General features: G+C 70.0%; 14 protein-coding genes and 1 tRNA gene. 3 read left to right on the plus strand and 12 right to left on the minus strand.

Annotated features, from left to right (window positions below):
- Nucleotides 1-4: 4 nt before the first annotated feature.
- The 5 genes from LDQ05_RS02585 to galE all read right to left on the minus strand — a co-directional run bounded on the left by LDQ05_RS02585 (nt 5) and on the right by galE (nt 4,519).
- Complete coding sequence (locus tag LDQ05_RS02585; RefSeq protein WP_226435334.1) at nt 5-532, minus strand: DUF501 domain-containing protein; 528 nt, start codon at nt 530-532, stop codon at nt 5-7.
- Complete coding sequence (locus tag LDQ05_RS02590; protein ID WP_226435335.1) at nt 529-1,014, minus strand: FtsB family cell division protein; 486 nt, start codon at nt 1,012-1,014, stop codon at nt 529-531. Before LDQ05_RS02590 ends, LDQ05_RS02585 begins: the two co-directional genes overlap by 4 nt.
- A 231-nt stretch (nt 1,015-1,245) precedes the next feature.
- Nucleotides 1,246-2,532, minus strand: coding sequence for a phosphopyruvate hydratase (gene eno / locus LDQ05_RS02595; RefSeq protein ID WP_226435336.1), 1,287 nt, complete (start codon nt 2,530-2,532; stop codon nt 1,246-1,248).
- Nucleotides 2,533-2,662: 130 nt separating this feature from the next.
- A complete protein-coding gene (locus tag LDQ05_RS02600; protein ID WP_226435337.1) occupies nt 2,663-3,424 on the minus strand; it encodes a lytic transglycosylase domain-containing protein in 762 nt (253 codons plus the stop codon).
- Between the two features lie 102 nt (nt 3,425-3,526).
- Nucleotides 3,527-4,519, minus strand: a complete 993-nt coding sequence (gene galE / locus LDQ05_RS02605) for a UDP-glucose 4-epimerase GalE (protein ID WP_226435338.1) — start codon at nt 4,517-4,519, stop codon at nt 3,527-3,529.
- Nucleotides 4,520-4,718: 199 nt separating this feature from the next.
- On the opposite strand from galE, the gene LDQ05_RS02610 reads away from it, so the two are divergent.
- Entirely contained in the window at nt 4,719-5,246 is a 528-nt protein-coding gene (locus LDQ05_RS02610) for a GNAT family N-acetyltransferase (protein WP_308013144.1), read from the plus strand.
- Here the strand turns inward: LDQ05_RS02610 and LDQ05_RS02615 are convergent.
- Nucleotides 5,222-6,703 carry a polysaccharide pyruvyl transferase family protein gene (locus LDQ05_RS02615; RefSeq protein WP_226435339.1) on the minus strand — a complete coding sequence of 494 codons (1,482 nt, stop codon included), beginning with the start codon at nt 6,701-6,703 and terminating at the stop codon, nt 5,222-5,224. The genes LDQ05_RS02610 and LDQ05_RS02615 overlap by 25 nt on opposite strands.
- Before the next feature lie 229 nt (nt 6,704-6,932).
- On the opposite strand from LDQ05_RS02615, the gene LDQ05_RS02620 reads away from it, so the two are divergent.
- Nucleotides 6,933-8,324 (plus strand): glutamate-1-semialdehyde 2,1-aminomutase, encoded by a 1,392-nt coding sequence (locus LDQ05_RS02620; protein WP_226435340.1) that lies wholly within the window; start codon nt 6,933-6,935, stop codon nt 8,322-8,324.
- Here LDQ05_RS02620 and LDQ05_RS02625 read toward each other — a convergent pair.
- From LDQ05_RS02625 to LDQ05_RS02650, 6 genes are all read right to left on the minus strand, one after another.
- Nucleotides 8,309-8,926: a nucleoside triphosphate pyrophosphohydrolase gene (locus LDQ05_RS02625; protein ID WP_226435374.1), complete on the minus strand. Its 618-nt coding sequence runs from the start codon at nt 8,924-8,926 to the stop codon at nt 8,309-8,311. The genes LDQ05_RS02620 and LDQ05_RS02625 overlap by 16 nt on opposite strands.
- Nucleotides 8,927-8,973: 47 nt before the next feature.
- Nucleotides 8,974-12,624: a transcription-repair coupling factor gene (gene mfd / locus LDQ05_RS02630; protein WP_226435341.1), complete on the minus strand. Its 3,651-nt coding sequence runs from the start codon at nt 12,622-12,624 to the stop codon at nt 8,974-8,976.
- Nucleotides 12,625-12,718: 94 nt separating this feature from the next.
- Nucleotides 12,719-13,309 carry a PIN domain-containing protein gene (locus tag LDQ05_RS02635; RefSeq protein WP_226435342.1) on the minus strand — a complete coding sequence of 197 codons (591 nt, stop codon included), beginning with the start codon at nt 13,307-13,309 and terminating at the stop codon, nt 12,719-12,721.
- 32 nt (nt 13,310-13,341) lie between these two features.
- Nucleotides 13,342-13,671 carry a helix-turn-helix domain-containing protein gene (locus LDQ05_RS02640; protein WP_226435343.1) on the minus strand — a complete coding sequence of 110 codons (330 nt, stop codon included), beginning with the start codon at nt 13,669-13,671 and terminating at the stop codon, nt 13,342-13,344.
- Between the two features lie 13 nt (nt 13,672-13,684).
- Entirely contained in the window at nt 13,685-14,320 is a 636-nt protein-coding gene (locus tag LDQ05_RS02645; protein WP_226435344.1) for a ScbR family autoregulator-binding transcription factor, read from the minus strand.
- Nucleotides 14,321-14,517: 197 nt separating this feature from the next.
- Nucleotides 14,518-15,111, minus strand: a complete 594-nt coding sequence (locus tag LDQ05_RS02650; protein WP_226435345.1) for a TetR/AcrR family transcriptional regulator — start codon at nt 15,109-15,111, stop codon at nt 14,518-14,520.
- A gap of 267 nt (nt 15,112-15,378) precedes the next feature.
- Between LDQ05_RS02650 and LDQ05_RS02655 the strand changes: the two genes are divergently transcribed.
- Nucleotides 15,379-15,450: transfer RNA gene (locus tag LDQ05_RS02655), tRNA-Gln, on the plus strand.
- Nucleotides 15,451-15,476 lie beyond the last annotated feature (26 nt).

The following is a 15,476-nucleotide window of genomic DNA, read 5'->3' on the forward strand; positions in this document are numbered from 1 at the left end:
GCGCTCACTGCGACTCCCCGCGCAGTTCGGTGTAGGTCGGCCAGTCCGCGGGAATCGCGGTGCCGCGCAGTCCGGCGTCGGCGGCGAGCGCCACCGATTCGTCGCCGAGCGGGTTCACGCCCGGGCCCTTCGCGAGGGAATGCGCGATGAGCACGTGCAGGCACTTGACGCGTTCGGGCATGCCGCCGCCGGTGAAGTCGGTGCCGAGTGATTCGATGGCGTCGCGTTCGGCGAGGTACGACCGGTGTGCGCTCAGGTACCCGGCGGCCAGTTCGGGGTCGGTGCCGAGCCGCTCGGTCATCTCCCGCATCACCCCGGCGGATTCCTGGCGGCTGGCCTCGGCGGTGAGCCGCGGATCCGTCAGATAGTAGAGGGTGGGGAACGGGGTGCCGTCGGGGAGCTTCGGCGCGGTCTTGACGACGCCGGGCGCCCCGTCGGGGCAGCGGTAGGCGATGGCGAGCACCCCGCGCGGCGCGCGCCCGAGTTGGGCGGCGACGGCGTCGAGGTCTTCCTGCGTGACGGGATCGGTCACCCGGGGATGTCTCCTGCTTCTGGGGGTGCCACAGGCATCTGCTGCGGCACCGGGTCGGTCTCGGGTTCCGGCGGCGGCTCGGTCACCGACAACCACAGGTCGCTGTACCACGCACCCGTGGTGCGGCGTTGCGGTTCCTGCGGATCGTCGACGGGCACGCTGTCGCCGGGGAGCTGAACTCGGTACGCGATGTCGCCGGGCATCACGAACTGCAGGCGGCTGCGCGCCTGCGCCGCCACCCACGCCGGGTCGTCGATGTGTGCCTTCTGGTCTTCGAGTGCGGCGATCTCGAGTTCGAGTCGTTCGCGTTCCTGCGCGAGTTGTTCGGCTTCGGACCGTTGACTCACGTAGGTGCGCAGCGGCATCGCCAGCGTCAGTGCGAGTCCGCACACGACGAGGGCGAGGACCACGGCGCGGCCCGTCGACAGACCGAGGATGGTGTGTTCGGACCGGTCGCGCCGGGGCGTGTTCGGCGCGCCCACCCGGGCCGGCCGGGCACGACCGGCGCCGCCGGCACGGCCTCGGGGCGGCGACGAGTGGACGGGATCGTCGCGGCCGGCGGGCCGGGCACCCGCGTTCTCGCCGGCGGAATCGGCAGGTGCGGCAGATCCCGACGGGCGGGCCCGTCCCGGGCGCCGCGTCGTCGCCGCACCGTCGGTGCGGTTCCGCCTGGCCCCGGGTCGGGATCTGCCGCGCTGGTTCATCTGCCCGGATCAGCCCTCGGCGGCGAACCGCGGGAAGGCGAGTTCGCCGGCGTAGCGGGCGGCGTCGCCGAGCGACTCCTCGATGCGCAGCAGCTGGTTGTACTTCGCGACACGCTCGCTGCGGGCCGGGGCACCCGTCTTGATCTGACCCGATCCGACGGCCACGGCGAGATCGGCGATCGTGGTGTCCTCGGTCTCACCGGACCGGTGGCTCATCATCGTCTTGTAGCCGTTGCGGTGCGCGAGGTCGACGGCGTCGAGGGTCTCGGTGAGGGTGCCGATCTGGTTGACCTTCACGAGCAGCGCGTTGGCGGCGCCCTTGACGATGCCGTCCTCGAGACGCTCGGGGTTGGTGACGAACAGGTCGTCGCCGACGAGCTGCAGCTTGTTGCCGACACGCTCGGTCAACGCGACCCAACCCTCCCAGTCGTCCTCGCTGAGCGGGTCCTCGACCGACACCAGCGGGTACGCGGCGAGGATCTCCTCGTAGAAGGCGGCGAGTTCGTCGGCGGTGCGAACCTTGCCCTCGAACTTGTAGCCGGTGCCGTCGGTGTAGAACTCGGTGGCGGCCACGTCGAGCGCGAGCGCGACGTCGCTGCCGAGCTTCAGCCCGGCCTTCGCGACGGCCTCACCGATCAGGTCGAGCGCCTCACGGGTACCGGCGACGTCGGGAGCGAACCCACCCTCGTCGCCGAGACCGGTCGCCAGGCCGCGGCTCTTGAGCACGGACTTGAGCGAGTGGTACACCTCGGCGCCCCACCGGAGGGCTTCCTTGAAGGTGGGGGCACCGATCGGCGCGACCATGAACTCCTGGACGTCGACGCCGGTGTCGGCGTGCGCGCCGCCGTTGAGGATGTTCATCATCGGCACGGGAAGAACGTGGGCGTTGGGGCCGCCGACGTAGCGGAACAGCTCGAGGCCGGACGATTCGGCGCCGGCCTTCGCGACGGCGAGGGACACGCCGAGCAGGGCGTTCGCGCCGAGACGACCCTTGTCGGGGGTGCCGTCGGTGTCGAGCAGGGTCTGGTCGACGGTGCGCTGCTCGGTGGCGTCGAGGCCGATGATGGCGGGGGCGATCTCGCCGAGGACGGCCTCGACGGCGTTCTCGACGCCCTTACCCAGGTAGCGGTCGCCGCCGTCGCGCAGCTCGACGGCCTCGTGCTCACCGGTGGAAGCACCCGACGGCACCGCAGCGCGGGCGAAACTTCCGTCTTCGAGCAGCACCTCGACCTCGACGGTGGGGTTGCCCCGGGAGTCGAGGATTTCGCGGGCTCCTACCTGCTCAATGATGGCCACTGGCTGATTCTCCTTCGATGGACGGCCGCGCTGCGGGTTGTGCACGCTGGGGACAGCCTAACGTCCCGACCAGGCGAGGAGGCACGGGCGCGCCCCACTGTGTCACGGCGCGGACGTCACGGCGCAGGTGTCACGGGCGGACACCCACCCCGTACGCGGCGGCGCGGTCGCGGACCAGCGCGACGTAGTCGTTCGACATGTTGTAGGCGAGGACCGCCCGGGTCCAGCCCTCCGCGGTCGTCAGGTCGCCACCGCGGTCGCACAGGTAACGTCCCGCGGACAGGGCTGCGTCGTCGATGTTGTCGGGGTCGGCGCGTCCGTCGCCGTTCGCGTCGACACCCCAGCGCCGCCACGTCTCGGGGATGAACTGCAGCGGCCCCATCGCGCGGTCCAGGACGGTGTCGCCGTCGAGTTCGCCGCCGTCGGTGTCGCGGATCTCCGCGAGGCCGGGTCCGCCGTCGAGGGGCACCCCGCGGATCTCCGGTGTGGCGGTGCCCGCCTCGTCGAGCTCCGCTCCCCCGTGCCTGCCGTGGTTGCTCTCGACGCTGCCGATACCGGCCAGCGTGGTCCAGGCGAGTCCGCAGTCGGGATCCGATGCGGTCAGGATCGCCGCGGCGTGCCCGTACGCCTCGAGTGCGATCACCGGGATTCCCAGTGTGTCGGCCTGCGGTCGGGCCCAGTCCCGCAGAAGCACCGCGGTGCGGCCCGGTCCGTCGAAGTCGATCGCCGGGACGGGTGCGCCCGCGGCCGGTGGTACGCCGTCGGGGATCTCCACGCGGGGTCGCTGCGGCGACTGCAGGTTCGTTCCGATCGCGACGATCACCACCACGACGAACGCACTGAAGAGGAGCAGCGGCCAGGTCGAGCGACGGCGTCGTGGAGCGGGGTGCACGTCTCCATCTTCCACACGTCCCGGATATCAGCAGGTCGACGCGCCTGTGCGGGCGATCGCGATGATCGCCCGCACCGGCCGGGAGGGTGGGGGTCCGAGGGGTCAGCGGGCCCCCACCGAGAGTTCCGCGCCGGTCCCACCCCTCGCCGCCGACCACGCCTCCCATGCGCTGCCGACGATGTCGCCGAGGTCGTGGACGGCCGTCCAACCGAGTTCGTCGCGGATCAGGTGGGTGTCGGCGACGACCCGGGCCGGATCACCGGGTCGAGGTTCGGCGATCCGCCACTGGAAGGGCACGCCGCTCGCCTCCCGGGCCGCCCTCATCACGTCGAGCACGCTGGCACCGCGACCGCAGCCGACGTTGTAGATCGCGGACATCGGCACGGCCGCCACCGCGTCGACGACCGTCGCGTGGGCGGCGGCGAGATCGGACACGTGGATGTAGTCGCGGATGCACGTGCCGTCGGGCGTGTCGTAGGTGTCACCGAACACGGTCGGTTCCTCGCCGAGATCGATCGCCTGGAACACGCGGGGAACGAGGTTGTGTACGCCGTGGTCGGCGAGGTCCCGACCGCCGGCACCCGCGACGTTGAAGTAGCGCAGCGCCGACCAGCTGATGCCCTCCACCGCGGCGATGTCGCGGAGCAACCATTCGCAGATCAGTTTGGTGCGGCCGTACGGGGAGCGAGGTGCGGTCGGCGCGTCCTCGGCGGCGGTGTCGTCGGCGACGGCACCGTACACGGCGGCGCTGGACGAGAACACGATCCGGCGCACGTCCAGTCGCACCATCGCGGCGAGGACACTCTGCATGCCGAGTACGTTCTGCCGGTAGTAGAAGGAGGGGCGGGTGATCGACTCGTCGACGGCCTTCCGCCCGGCGAGATGCACGACGCAGTCGACGCGGTACATGTCGAGCACGTCCATCATGAAATCGGTGTCGAGGACCGTTCCGACCTCGACGGGTATCCCGTCGGGCAACAGTTCCGGGTGCCCGTCGGACAGGTCGTCGACGACCACGACGTCGTGCCCCGCACCGCCCAGCGCACGTACGACGTGCGTGCCGATGTAGCCCGCACCACCGGTGACCAACAGCATGTTCCCGTCTCCTTCGATCGGGGTGGACGATCGCCTCGGCTCGGCCTGTTCCGCCGTCAGTAGGCGCCGTCGCTGCGCAGCACCGCACCGACGGTCCTGCGCAGGATCGACAGATCCATCGCGAACGACCAGTTCTCGACGTAGGCACGACGTACTCCTGCGCTCGCCACAACTCGCCGACGGCCCCGAATGGTCCCGGTTGCGCATCCACGACCGGGAGTTTCTCGAACCGTTCTGGGTGAGCTCGGAACTCCCTTGGGAGCAAAGGCATTCCGGTAACGCCTGGATCGACCTCTACCTGCGGATGCGCCGTGAGGAACGCGCCGGCGTCGCCCTGCACCTGGCCATGTCGATCGACGGGCGATTCGCCGGGCAGGTCGACCTCGAGCGCATCGACCGACACGCACGCACCGCAGACGTCGGATTGTGGATGTCCTCCGAGTACACCCGGCGGGGAATCGCGGGTGGAATCGGTGATCTGTTCCTCGACTTCGTCTTCGGTGAACTCTGCCTCGAGCGACTCTCCGCCGCGATCTGCATCGACAACGCGCCTGCCCGACACCTCGCCGAGTACGTCGGATTCGAATACGAGGGGACGATGGCAGACTATCTCGATGTGGGAGGTCGTCGGCGCGACCACGACCTGTGGGCCGTCACCGCATCGATGTGGCGCGCCGATCGGGCCGCACACACCGACGATCCTCATTCGCGCCGCTTCGCCACCTGATTCGACCGACTCGCCTCGTCCCGCGACCCCGATGCCAACGCCGCGACGACATCGAACGATGCATTCGACGCCGCGATCTGCGCACGCGCGCGGTCCCTCAGCGGATCCCGCACTCGGTCGGCGGCGTCCCAGAGTTCCGTGACCGCGCGGTCGAGCGCCTCGCGTAGCCCCCGGTCGTCGAGGTGGACGAGCGCGAAGCCCGCCCCGAACATCGCTCCCAACCCGCCGAACTTGTCGTCGTAGTACCGCGACGATGTGAGCCCCACGACGGGAATCCCCTGGGACAGAGCGAAGACCGCCACGTGGTACGCGCCGGTGACCAGTACCCGGCAGCGCGACACCTCCGCAGCGAGTCGCTCCGGCCCGGAGAATCTGCCGAGGGGTGTTCCCTCCGCGCGATACCCGGCGAGCAGCGGCATCGTCGCCCTGCGATCCTCGCTGCGATACTCCGACACCGGCAGCGGAACGAGTCCCGCACCGGCACGGTCCGCCACCGACCGCACCACCCGACCCACCTCGGCACGCGCGCTGCCGGTCACCGGAGAGTACCCCGCGATGCGCAGGCACACGCCGAGGTGCCGGCCGAGTCCCTCGGTGCGCGCGCGGTATCCGAGTTCCACCGCATCGTCCCCCGTGACCACCACGCGGCCGTCGGGGACACCGAGCGACCGCAGCAGCGCCGGCCCCCGACGACCCTCACGCAGCGCGATGTGGTCCACGCGCGGCAGGACTCTCGCGGCGTGGGCACGCAGCGTGGGGTCGTCCATCGGGCCGATTCCCTGCCCCAGCATCGCCGTCGGTACGCCGCGCTCGAGCGCCCGCTCCAGCAGCGACAACGTGCGGTGCGCCTGGTACTCGTCCACATCCGTGAGGTATCCGCCGCCCATCGCGATGACCATCGTCGCGTCATCGACCGCGTTCGGCAGCAGCCCCCCACCCGAGCGGGTTCGTGGGGTATCGAAATACCCGTCGTACCATTCTGTTCGACCCTCACCACCGCCTCCGCCGACGGTGGCCGAGCGGCGGGCCCGCAGCCCGTTCCGGGCCGAGCGCACCGCGGAACGAAGCGGATCCACCGTGCCCGACCACAACCACCCCGTCGTCCCGACGACGCGGGGCCCCGCGACCCGGGCGGCCACCCGTCCGACCCACGCATCGGCGACCCACGCATCGGCGACGCGCGCATCGGCCCAGTCGCCACCCCGGCGATAACACACCGGTTCCGCATCCGGTTCGTACGACCGAAGGAGTATCGGCGCATTCGTCAGCACACCGATACGCGCGTGCGGCAACCGTTCGCGCAGGCGCCGGACGGTGACCCGGATGATGGCCTGGTCCCCCTTGTTGGTGAGCCAGTACTCTCCGTTGTCCGCCAGGATCCGGATGTCGGCCCCCGGTGCACCGCGAACGCCCCGCCGACGCGGACACATCGACTCTTCCGGAGTGGGATCGGCCATGACACACCTGTCGTCGAAGGATGCCGCAACAGCATTGCGCGGGAGCGATCCGACGCCGGATCCGGTCGTGTCGGAACGCACGGGTGTGGCAGGCCCGAAATCAACGCTACTCCGCGACTGTCGTTGCGTCCATACCGATTCGCGGCCACACTGGAGAACGATCGCCACCGGGCCCAGCGCCCACCATCACTCCCCCTCACCGGGTTCCGCCCCTCATGGAGCCGTCACCATGACGCACCTCGCATCGCCCGGCCGCGTGTTCACCCGCTCGGCCGCACTCCAGGACCGCCTCCACGATCTCGTCCCCGGCGGCGCCCACACCTACGCGCGCGGCCCGGACCAGTATCCGGAATTCATGACGCCGATCCTGGAACGCGGTGCCGGGGCCAACGTGTGGGATGTCGACGGCAATCGGTACGTCGAATACGGAATCGGGCTGCGCTCGGTCACGCTCGGTCACGGCTATCCGCCGGTGGTGGACGCCGTCACCCGGGCCATCGCCGAGGGAGTCAACTTCAGTCGCCCCACCGTTCTGGAGGTCGCCGCTGCCGAGGACTTCCTCGATCTGGTGCCGGGCGCCGACATGGTGAAGTTCGCCAAGAACGGATCCGATGCCACCACCGCGGCGATCCGACTGGCGCGCGCGGTGACCGGCCGCGAGGACGTCGTCGTGTGCGATCAGCCGTTCTTCTCCGTCGACGACTGGTTCATCGGCACCACCCCGATGAACTCCGGTGTTCCCGATGCGGTGGCCGAGAGAACCCATCGATTCCGGTACAACGACCTCGTCGACCTCGATGCGGCACTGACCGGGTGCGCGGCCGCGTGCGTGATCCTCGAAGCCGCCACCGCACTGCACGAGCCGGCTCCGGGCTTCCTGGAAGGAGTGCGCGCACTGTGCGACCGGCACCGAGCGCTCCTGGTGTTCGACGAGATGATCACCGGCTTCCGGTGGTCCCACCACGGCGCGCAGGGCCTCTACGGTGTCACCCCGGATCTGTCGTGCTGGGGCAAGGCGATGGGCAACGGGTTCCCGATCGCGGCTCTCGCCGGACGGCGCGAGCTCATGGAACTCGGCGGCCTGCGTACCGACCGTGACCGGGTGTTCCTGCTGTCCACGACGCACGGGCCCGAATCGTGCGGGCTGGCCGCGTTCCGCGCGGTCGCCCACGCCTACGCGACCGAGGATCCGATCGGGCGTATGGAATCCGTCGGGTCCGCTCTCGCCGCCGCCGTCACCGGCGCCGCCGAGGAACTCGGCGTCGGAGAGTTCCTCCAGGTCGCCGGACGGCCGTCATGTCTGATCTTCGTCACGCGCGGGCCCGACGGTGCACCATCGCAGGAGTTTCGCACCCTGTTCCTGCAGGAACTGCTGGTGCGCGGCGTGCTGGGCCAGTCGTTCGTGGTGTCCGCGGCCCACACCGACACCGACCTCGACGAAACCGTCGACGCGGTGCGCGGCGCGCTGCTCGTCTATCGTCGGGCGCTCGAGTCCGGTTCCGTCACCGGCCTGCTGCACGGACGCCCCGTCGCACCCGCGTTGCGTGCCCGCGCGGCGCCGCGGCGGGTGCGGCGCCGAGGTGGGTGCGACGCCGAGGTGGTCGCTCAGCCGGCCCAGTGACGTCGCCACTGCCGTGCGTGGAGTTGCCCGTACGGAACTCCGTCCGCATGCGCGGAGCGTTCGGTGGCTCGGATCACGGCCGCGAACCGCAGAGCGGCCGCCCGCAACGTCGCCTCCGCATCGCCCGCACCGGTGACCCGCACGGTGGTCAGTTCGTCGGGGATCAGGTCCCGGGGCAGCCCCGCTCTCGTCGCCCGCGCAATGATCTTGTCCGCCAACGCCAGCGACGGTTGCGCCATCGCGATCCCGTCGAGACACGACGGGCGGGCCTTCTCGACGGCTTTCGCCGACTCCCACGCCGCCTCCTGTGCGACGACGTCCACCGGACCGGTGTGACCGTTCGTGAGGTGGGGGCTGCGCGCAGACAGCTTCGCGATCAACGTGTCGGCGACATCGTCGACGGTGAACGCTCCCGCGGCCTCGGCGATACGCGAGTGGAACAGCACCTGCAGAAGCAGGTCGCCGAGTTCCTCGCGGAGGTCGTCGGGATCGCCGGCGTCGATGGCGTCGAGCACCTCGTAGGTCTCCTCCACGAGGTAGCGTCGCAGGCTCTCGTGGGTCTGTGTGACCTCCCAGCCACCGAACGACCACAGGCGGTCCATGACGCCGGCGGCCTCGCGGAGCGCATCCCCCGGGCCGTCCCCCACCGTCACACCCCCGCGCCGGCGGGCGTCCGCACGTCCACCGATCCCTGCGGTCTGCCGTCCATCGCGAGCAGGAAGTCGACGATGTACTGCAACAGGTCGACGTCGCGGACCCGGTCGGAACCGACACCGCCGGTGCGCGGGATCGGCAGCTGCACGATGCCGCTGGTCGCCCGGTACTGCGCGGCCGGGTAGAGCCGCTTGAGCCGCATCTGTTTGGAATCGGGGAATTCCATCGGCGAGATCTTGATCTGGGTGCCGACGACCGCGACCTCCTCGAGCCCGTACTCGCGGCACAGCAGACGCAGTTTCGCGACGGACACGAGGCGCCCCACCTCCTCGGGCAGCGGCCCGTACCGGTCGACGAGCTCGTCGATCACCGCGGTGATCGCGGCGTCGTCGCCGGCCGCGGCCAACTTGCGATACGCCTCGAGACGCAACCGGTCGGAGGTCACGTAGTCGGCGGGGATGTGCGCGTCCACCGGCAGGTCGATGCGCACCTCCTTGGGTGCTTCCTCCGTCGAGACGGGGGTGCCGTCGGCGGCGGCGCGGAACGCTTCGACGGCCTCGCCGACGAGTCGCACGTAGAGGTCGAAGCCGACACCCGCGACGTGCCCCGACTGCTCGGCACCGAGAACGTTACCGGCGCCGCGGATCTCGAGGTCCTTCATCGCGACCGCCATGCCGGCGCCGAGATCGGAGTTCTGCGAGATGGTCGCGAGCCGGTCGTAGGCCGTCTCGGTGAGCGGCTTCTCCGGGGGGTACAGGAAGTAGGCGTAGCCGCGTTCCCGTGACCGGCCGACACGACCGCGCAGCTGGTGCAGCTGCGACAACCCCAGCGCGTCGGCGCGCTCGACGATGAGGGTGTTGGCGTTGGAGATGTCCAGTCCGGTCTCGACGATCGTCGTACACACCAGGACGTCGAACTCGCGTTCCCAGAATCCCTGCACGGTCTTCTCGAGCTGGTCCTCGTTCATCTGGCCGTGCGCCACCACCACGCGGGCCTCGGGGACGAGATCGCGGATCTTCTTGGCGGCCTTCTCGATCGAGCTGACCCGATTGTGGACGTAGAACACCTGACCGTCGCGCAACAGTTCGCGGCGGATCGCGGCGGCCACCTGCTTGTCGGAATACGCCCCGACGTACGTGAGGATCGGATGCCGCTCCTCCGGCGGGGTGAGAATCGTCGACATCTCACGGATCCCGGCCATGCTCATCTCGAGGGTGCGCGGGATCGGAGTCGCCGACATGGTGAGCACGTCGACATGGGTGCGCAGCGCCTTGATGTGTTCCTTGTGCTCCACGCCGAACCGCTGTTCCTCGTCGACGATCACGAGACCGAGATCCTTCCAGCGCACACCGGTCTGCAGCAGCCGGTGGGTGCCGACGACGATGTCGACCTCCCCGTCCGCCATACCCGCGAGGATCTCCTTCGACTCCGCGGGATCGGTGAAGCGGCTCAGCCCCCGGACGGTGACCGGGAACGCCGCCATGCGCTCGGTGAAGGTCTGCAGATGCTGCTGCGCGAGCAGGGTCGTCGGGACGAGCACCGCCACCTGCTTGCCGTCCTGCACCGCCTTGAACGCGGCGCGCACCGCGATCTCCGTCTTGCCGTACCCGACGTCACCGATGACGACGCGGTCCATCGGCACGGACTTCTCCATGTCGGACTTGACCTCGGAGATGACGGTGAGCTGGTCCTGCGTCTCGGTGAAGGGGAAGGCGTCCTCCATCTCCTTCTGCCACGGTGTGTCGGGGGCGAACGCGTGCCCCGGGGAGGCCTGCCGCGCCGCGTACAGCCGGACCAGCTCGCCGGCGATCTCGCGAACCGCCTTGCGGGCCTTGCGTTTCGTGTTCGCCCAGTCGGATCCGCCGAGTTTGCTGATCGCGGGCAGTTCACCCCCGACGTACCGGGAGAGCTGGTCGAGCGATTCCATCGGCACGAACAGCCGGTCGCCGGGGTGTCCGCGTTTGCTGGGTGCGTACTCGATGACGAGGTATTCGCGGCGGGCGCCGCCGACGGTGCGTTCGACCATCTCCACGAACCGGCCGATGCCGTGCTGGTCGTGCACGACGTGGTCGCCGGCGGTGAGCGCGAGCGGATCGACCTGGTTGCGGCGCTTGACGGGTGTCTTACGTCCCTCGGCGGTGGTCACCCGGTTGCCGGTCAGGTCGGCCTCGGTGACGAGGACCAGCCCGGGCACCACGTTGTCGCCGTTGCCGGCCAGGACCATGCCCTCGTGCAGGGTGCCGCGGATGACCCCGACCTGCCCGCGGACCGGTTCGGCACCCGGCTCGAGCCTGCCCGCCGGGACCTCGTTCTCCTTCAGCCGCTCCAGCACGCGCAGCCCGGTGCCGGTGCCGGAAACGACGATCACGGCGCGCCCACCGGTGGTGACGTGTGCACGCAGATCGGCGAACAGCATCGACAGCAGTTCCTCCGAACCCCGCACCTCGGGCGCGTGCTGCACGTCCAGGACGACCTCGGTGTCCGAACCCGACGCGAGGGGGCTCAGCGTCCACCACGGGGTGCCGTTCGCCTCCGCGGCCTCGCGCACCTGCCGCAGCGACCGGTAGGCGGATGCGGCGAGATCCGTCGGCTTGCCGTCCACCCCCTTGAGGTTGCCGGTGTCCAGGGGCGCGGCCCCACCGAGGGACGCGGCCGTCCACGACGCTTCGAGGAATTCCTGGCCGGTGCGCATCAGGTCGGTGGCGCGGGTACGCACCTTCTCGGGGTCGCAGATCAGCACGTGGGTGCGCGGCGGCAGAACGTCGGTGAGCAGCTGCAACTCGCCGGCCTGCAGCACCGGCAGCAACGCTTCCATGCCCTCGACCGGAATGCCGGACGACATCTTGTCGAGCATCTCGAGGAGCGCGGCGTCGGCCGGGTTGTCGTGCGCGAGCTGCGCGGCGCGGGCCTTGACGTCGTCGGTGAGCAGCAGTTCGCGGCAGGGCGGGGCGATGAGCGTGCTCAACTCGACCTCCGGAATGGACCGCTGGTCGGCGACGGAGAAGGGACGCAGTTCGGTGACCTCGTCGCCCCAGAACTCCACGCGGACGGGATGGTCGGAGGTCGGGGGGAACACGTCGAGGATGCCGCCGCGCACCGCGAACTCGCCGCGTTTGCCGACCATGTCGACGCGGGTGTAGGCCAGTTCGACGAGCCGTGCGACGAGGTCGTCGAAATCGTGCTCGGAGCCGACCCGCAGGGTGACGGGGTCGATGTCGCCGAGCCCGGGCGCCATCGGTTGCACGAGCGACCGGACGGTCGCGACGACGACCTGCAGCGGGGACCCGAGGTCGCGGTCGTCGGGGCGGGCGAGACGGCGCAGCACCTGCAGGCGGCGTCCGACGGTGTCGGCGCTCGGCGAGAGCCGCTCGTGCGGGAGGGTCTCCCACGACGGGAACTGCGCGACGGCGTCACCGAGCATCTCGGTGAGCGCGGAGGTCAGGTCGTCGGCCTCCCGTCCGGTGGCGGTGACGACGAGCACCGGTGTCTTCTGCGCGAGTGCGGCGGCGACGAACGGGCGGACCGCCGGCGGCGCGACGAGTGCCTGCGCGGCCGAGCCGGTGAGTTCGGCGACCGCGCGGAACTGGTCGTCGGCCAGCGCGATCTGCGCCAGTCCGGACAGGGGAGGAACGGCTGGGACGGGCACAGCAGACAAGGGAGGGCGCTCCTGGGTGTGGGACGAAGACCGTGTCGAGTCTACAAACCGCCCCCGCACCCGTGCGCGTTTGTGGTAGTCGGAGCTACCACAAACGCGCACGGGTGGCGTGGGCGTCGAGGAGGTCGGCGCTGCTGGGGCCGAGAGCGCGGCGTGCCCACCAGGACAGGCGTGCCAGCAGATCGGGATCGTCGGGGCTCGCCGAGTCGTCGTGCTGCAGCCACCGGCGGCGCACCATCCGCAGCAGCGCGTGCAGTGCGGGTCGGGGGGTGGCGTCGAGCACGAACGTGACGAAGGCATCGGGTGTCCACGGCTCGACGTCGACGAGGTCGAGGGAGTCGGCGACCGCCGCGGTGTCGGTGACCACGGCGTCGGCGTGGGCGAGCAACGCCACCGACGTGACGTGCGACTGCTCCGGGTCGACGACGAGCGGTACCTCCCGCAGCACCGTCGCCGGCCACGTCACCCGGGCTTCCGGGAAGGCGCGCTCGAGCTCGGCGAACAGGTAGTCGCGGGCCGCGCGGGGCATCTCCGGAGGCAGCCTGCGATCGGCGTCGACGATGATGCCGTCACTCCAGAACGGCTGGTACAGACCGTCTTCCGCGAGCGCGAGAGCAACGTCACGGACACGTGGTCGCGCCAGCACCTCCGCCCCCAACACCACCCGAACCGGCACCCGGCCCCCTTCTCCCGTGTCGCTGCACGTCGTCAGAACTCGTCGTACAACCCTTCGCGCCGCGACAGTTCGGCGAGCGCGTCGAGCACCTCGGTGCGGACCCGGGCCTGTTCCCGCGCGACGGTCAGCACGTCGGCGCGGGCGACCCGGCGGTGCAGACCGTGGAACTCCGCGGGCAGCGTCCCCCGATCGATCAGGTTCGCCACGTGCTGCCGTGAGCTGCCCAGTACGTCCGCGACCTGTCCCACGGTGAGCAACTGCGGAACCACGTCGATGGTGACGGCGGCGTCGGGTCCGTGCTCGGTGAGGAGCCGGGTGAGCACACCGGGCGCCTGGCGGGCGTCGAAGGGTCCGTGGTCCACGGCGGTGATGGTGTCACACCCGCAGTCGCCGGGCCACGAACTGGAGGAAGTAGTCGGCCTTGCCGACGGGGACGATCGCGGGCAGCATCACCGACCACATCCCCTCGATCTGCTCGGTGAGCCGGTCGCCACGACCGAGCGCCTCCGCGACGGTGCGGGCTCCGATCAACGACTGGAGCAGCACCGTCGACAGCGTCTCGACGTCGACGTGGTCGGCGAGATCGCCCTCGTCCTTGGCGCGGGTCATCAACTCGCGCATCGCCTCGATCCACCGGTCGAACGGGCGGGTCTCGTCGCCGCGGTAGTCGCCGATCTCGACGATCAACCGGAACATCGCCCGCACGACCGCATCGGATTCGGACAGGTCGACGTTGAGCACCGACGTCTCGATCGCGCTCTCGAGTGCGGGGCCCCGCTGCCGGAGACGCATCTGCACGGCCTCGCCGAACCGCTCGACTCCGGTGTCGATCACGGCCCGGGCGAGTTCTTCCTTGGACCCGAAATGGAAGTAGAGCGCGCCCTTCGTCACACCGGCCTCGTCGATGATCTCGCTCAGGCTCGCGTTCGCGTATCCGAGTCGCATGAAGATGGTCGCCGCGCCGCGCAGGACGGCTTCGCGGGTGACCTCGGCGCGGACCTGACGGGGCATCGACGGACCTTTCGTCTCGGATACGAACGCAGGCGAGACCTCATCCCGAGCGGACCGCTGGTCCGGATGTGCCCATCTCCACGGTAGTGAAGTATTCGGAACACAGCGTAACAGGCAGCCGATCGGCACCGGTAGTGCACAACCTACCCCGAGATCGGGACAAATGTCCCGATTCGACGTCGATTCCCGACCGGAGGTCAGGCCGTACCGAGCGTCGGATCCGCCTCGAGCCGGGTCAGGCCGTTCCAACACAGGTTGACCAGATGCGCCGCCACGACCTCCTTCGACGGGGTCCGCTCGTCCAACCACCACGTCGCGGTCGTCGCGACCATGCCGACGAGTGCCTGCGCGTAGAGCGGCGCCAGGTCGGGGTTGAGGCCGCGACGCGAGAAATCTCCCGTGAGCAACTGCCCGACCTGCCGCATCGCCTCGTTGAGCAGGCTCGAATAGGTGCCTTCCTCCGCCGGCATCGGGGAGTCGCGCACCAGGATCCGGAAGCCGTCGGTGCGTTCCTCGACGTACGTCAGCAACGCCAGGGCCGCGCGTTCGACCCGCACCCGCGACCGGTTGCGGGTCAGGCTCTCGGTGACCATCGACATCAGGATGGTCATCTCCCGGTCCACCACGACGGCGTAGAGGCCCTCCTTGCCGCCGAAGTGCTCGTAGACGACGGGTTTGGACACCTGCGCGCGCTGCGCGATCTCCTCGATCGACGTGCCCTCGTAGCCGCGCTCGGCGAACAGGGCCCGGCCGATCTCGATCAGCTGCTCGCGACGCTGCGTCCCCGTCATCCGCGTCCGGTGCGTGCGGTCGCCCGCCCCCGTCCGTTCCGCCCCACCCGCGCGTTCCGGTTGTTCCCGTGACGCTCGCGACACCGTGCCGCCTTCCTCTCGAATCCCATCCCGGTGACCGTCTGCTCGACACCGCCTGTCGGACGCATGTCCGACATCCCACCCTATCGACACCCGGGTGGGGCGGGCCCCACATTCGACCTGCGGGCCGACTCGTGCGAGGATCATGGGCGCATGCCCGGCGCCCGCGCACCGGACGTGCGGCAATCCGCCGTGGTGTAATCGGCAGCACCTCTGATTTTGGTTCAGATAGTTCAGGTTCGAGTCCTGGCGGCGGAGCGGGGGAAGTCGATACCGGAGCCGCC

Source organism: Rhodococcus yananensis (genome assembly GCF_020515525.1).
Taxonomy (GTDB): Bacteria; Actinomycetota; Actinomycetes; order Mycobacteriales; family Mycobacteriaceae; genus Rhodococcus; species Rhodococcus yananensis.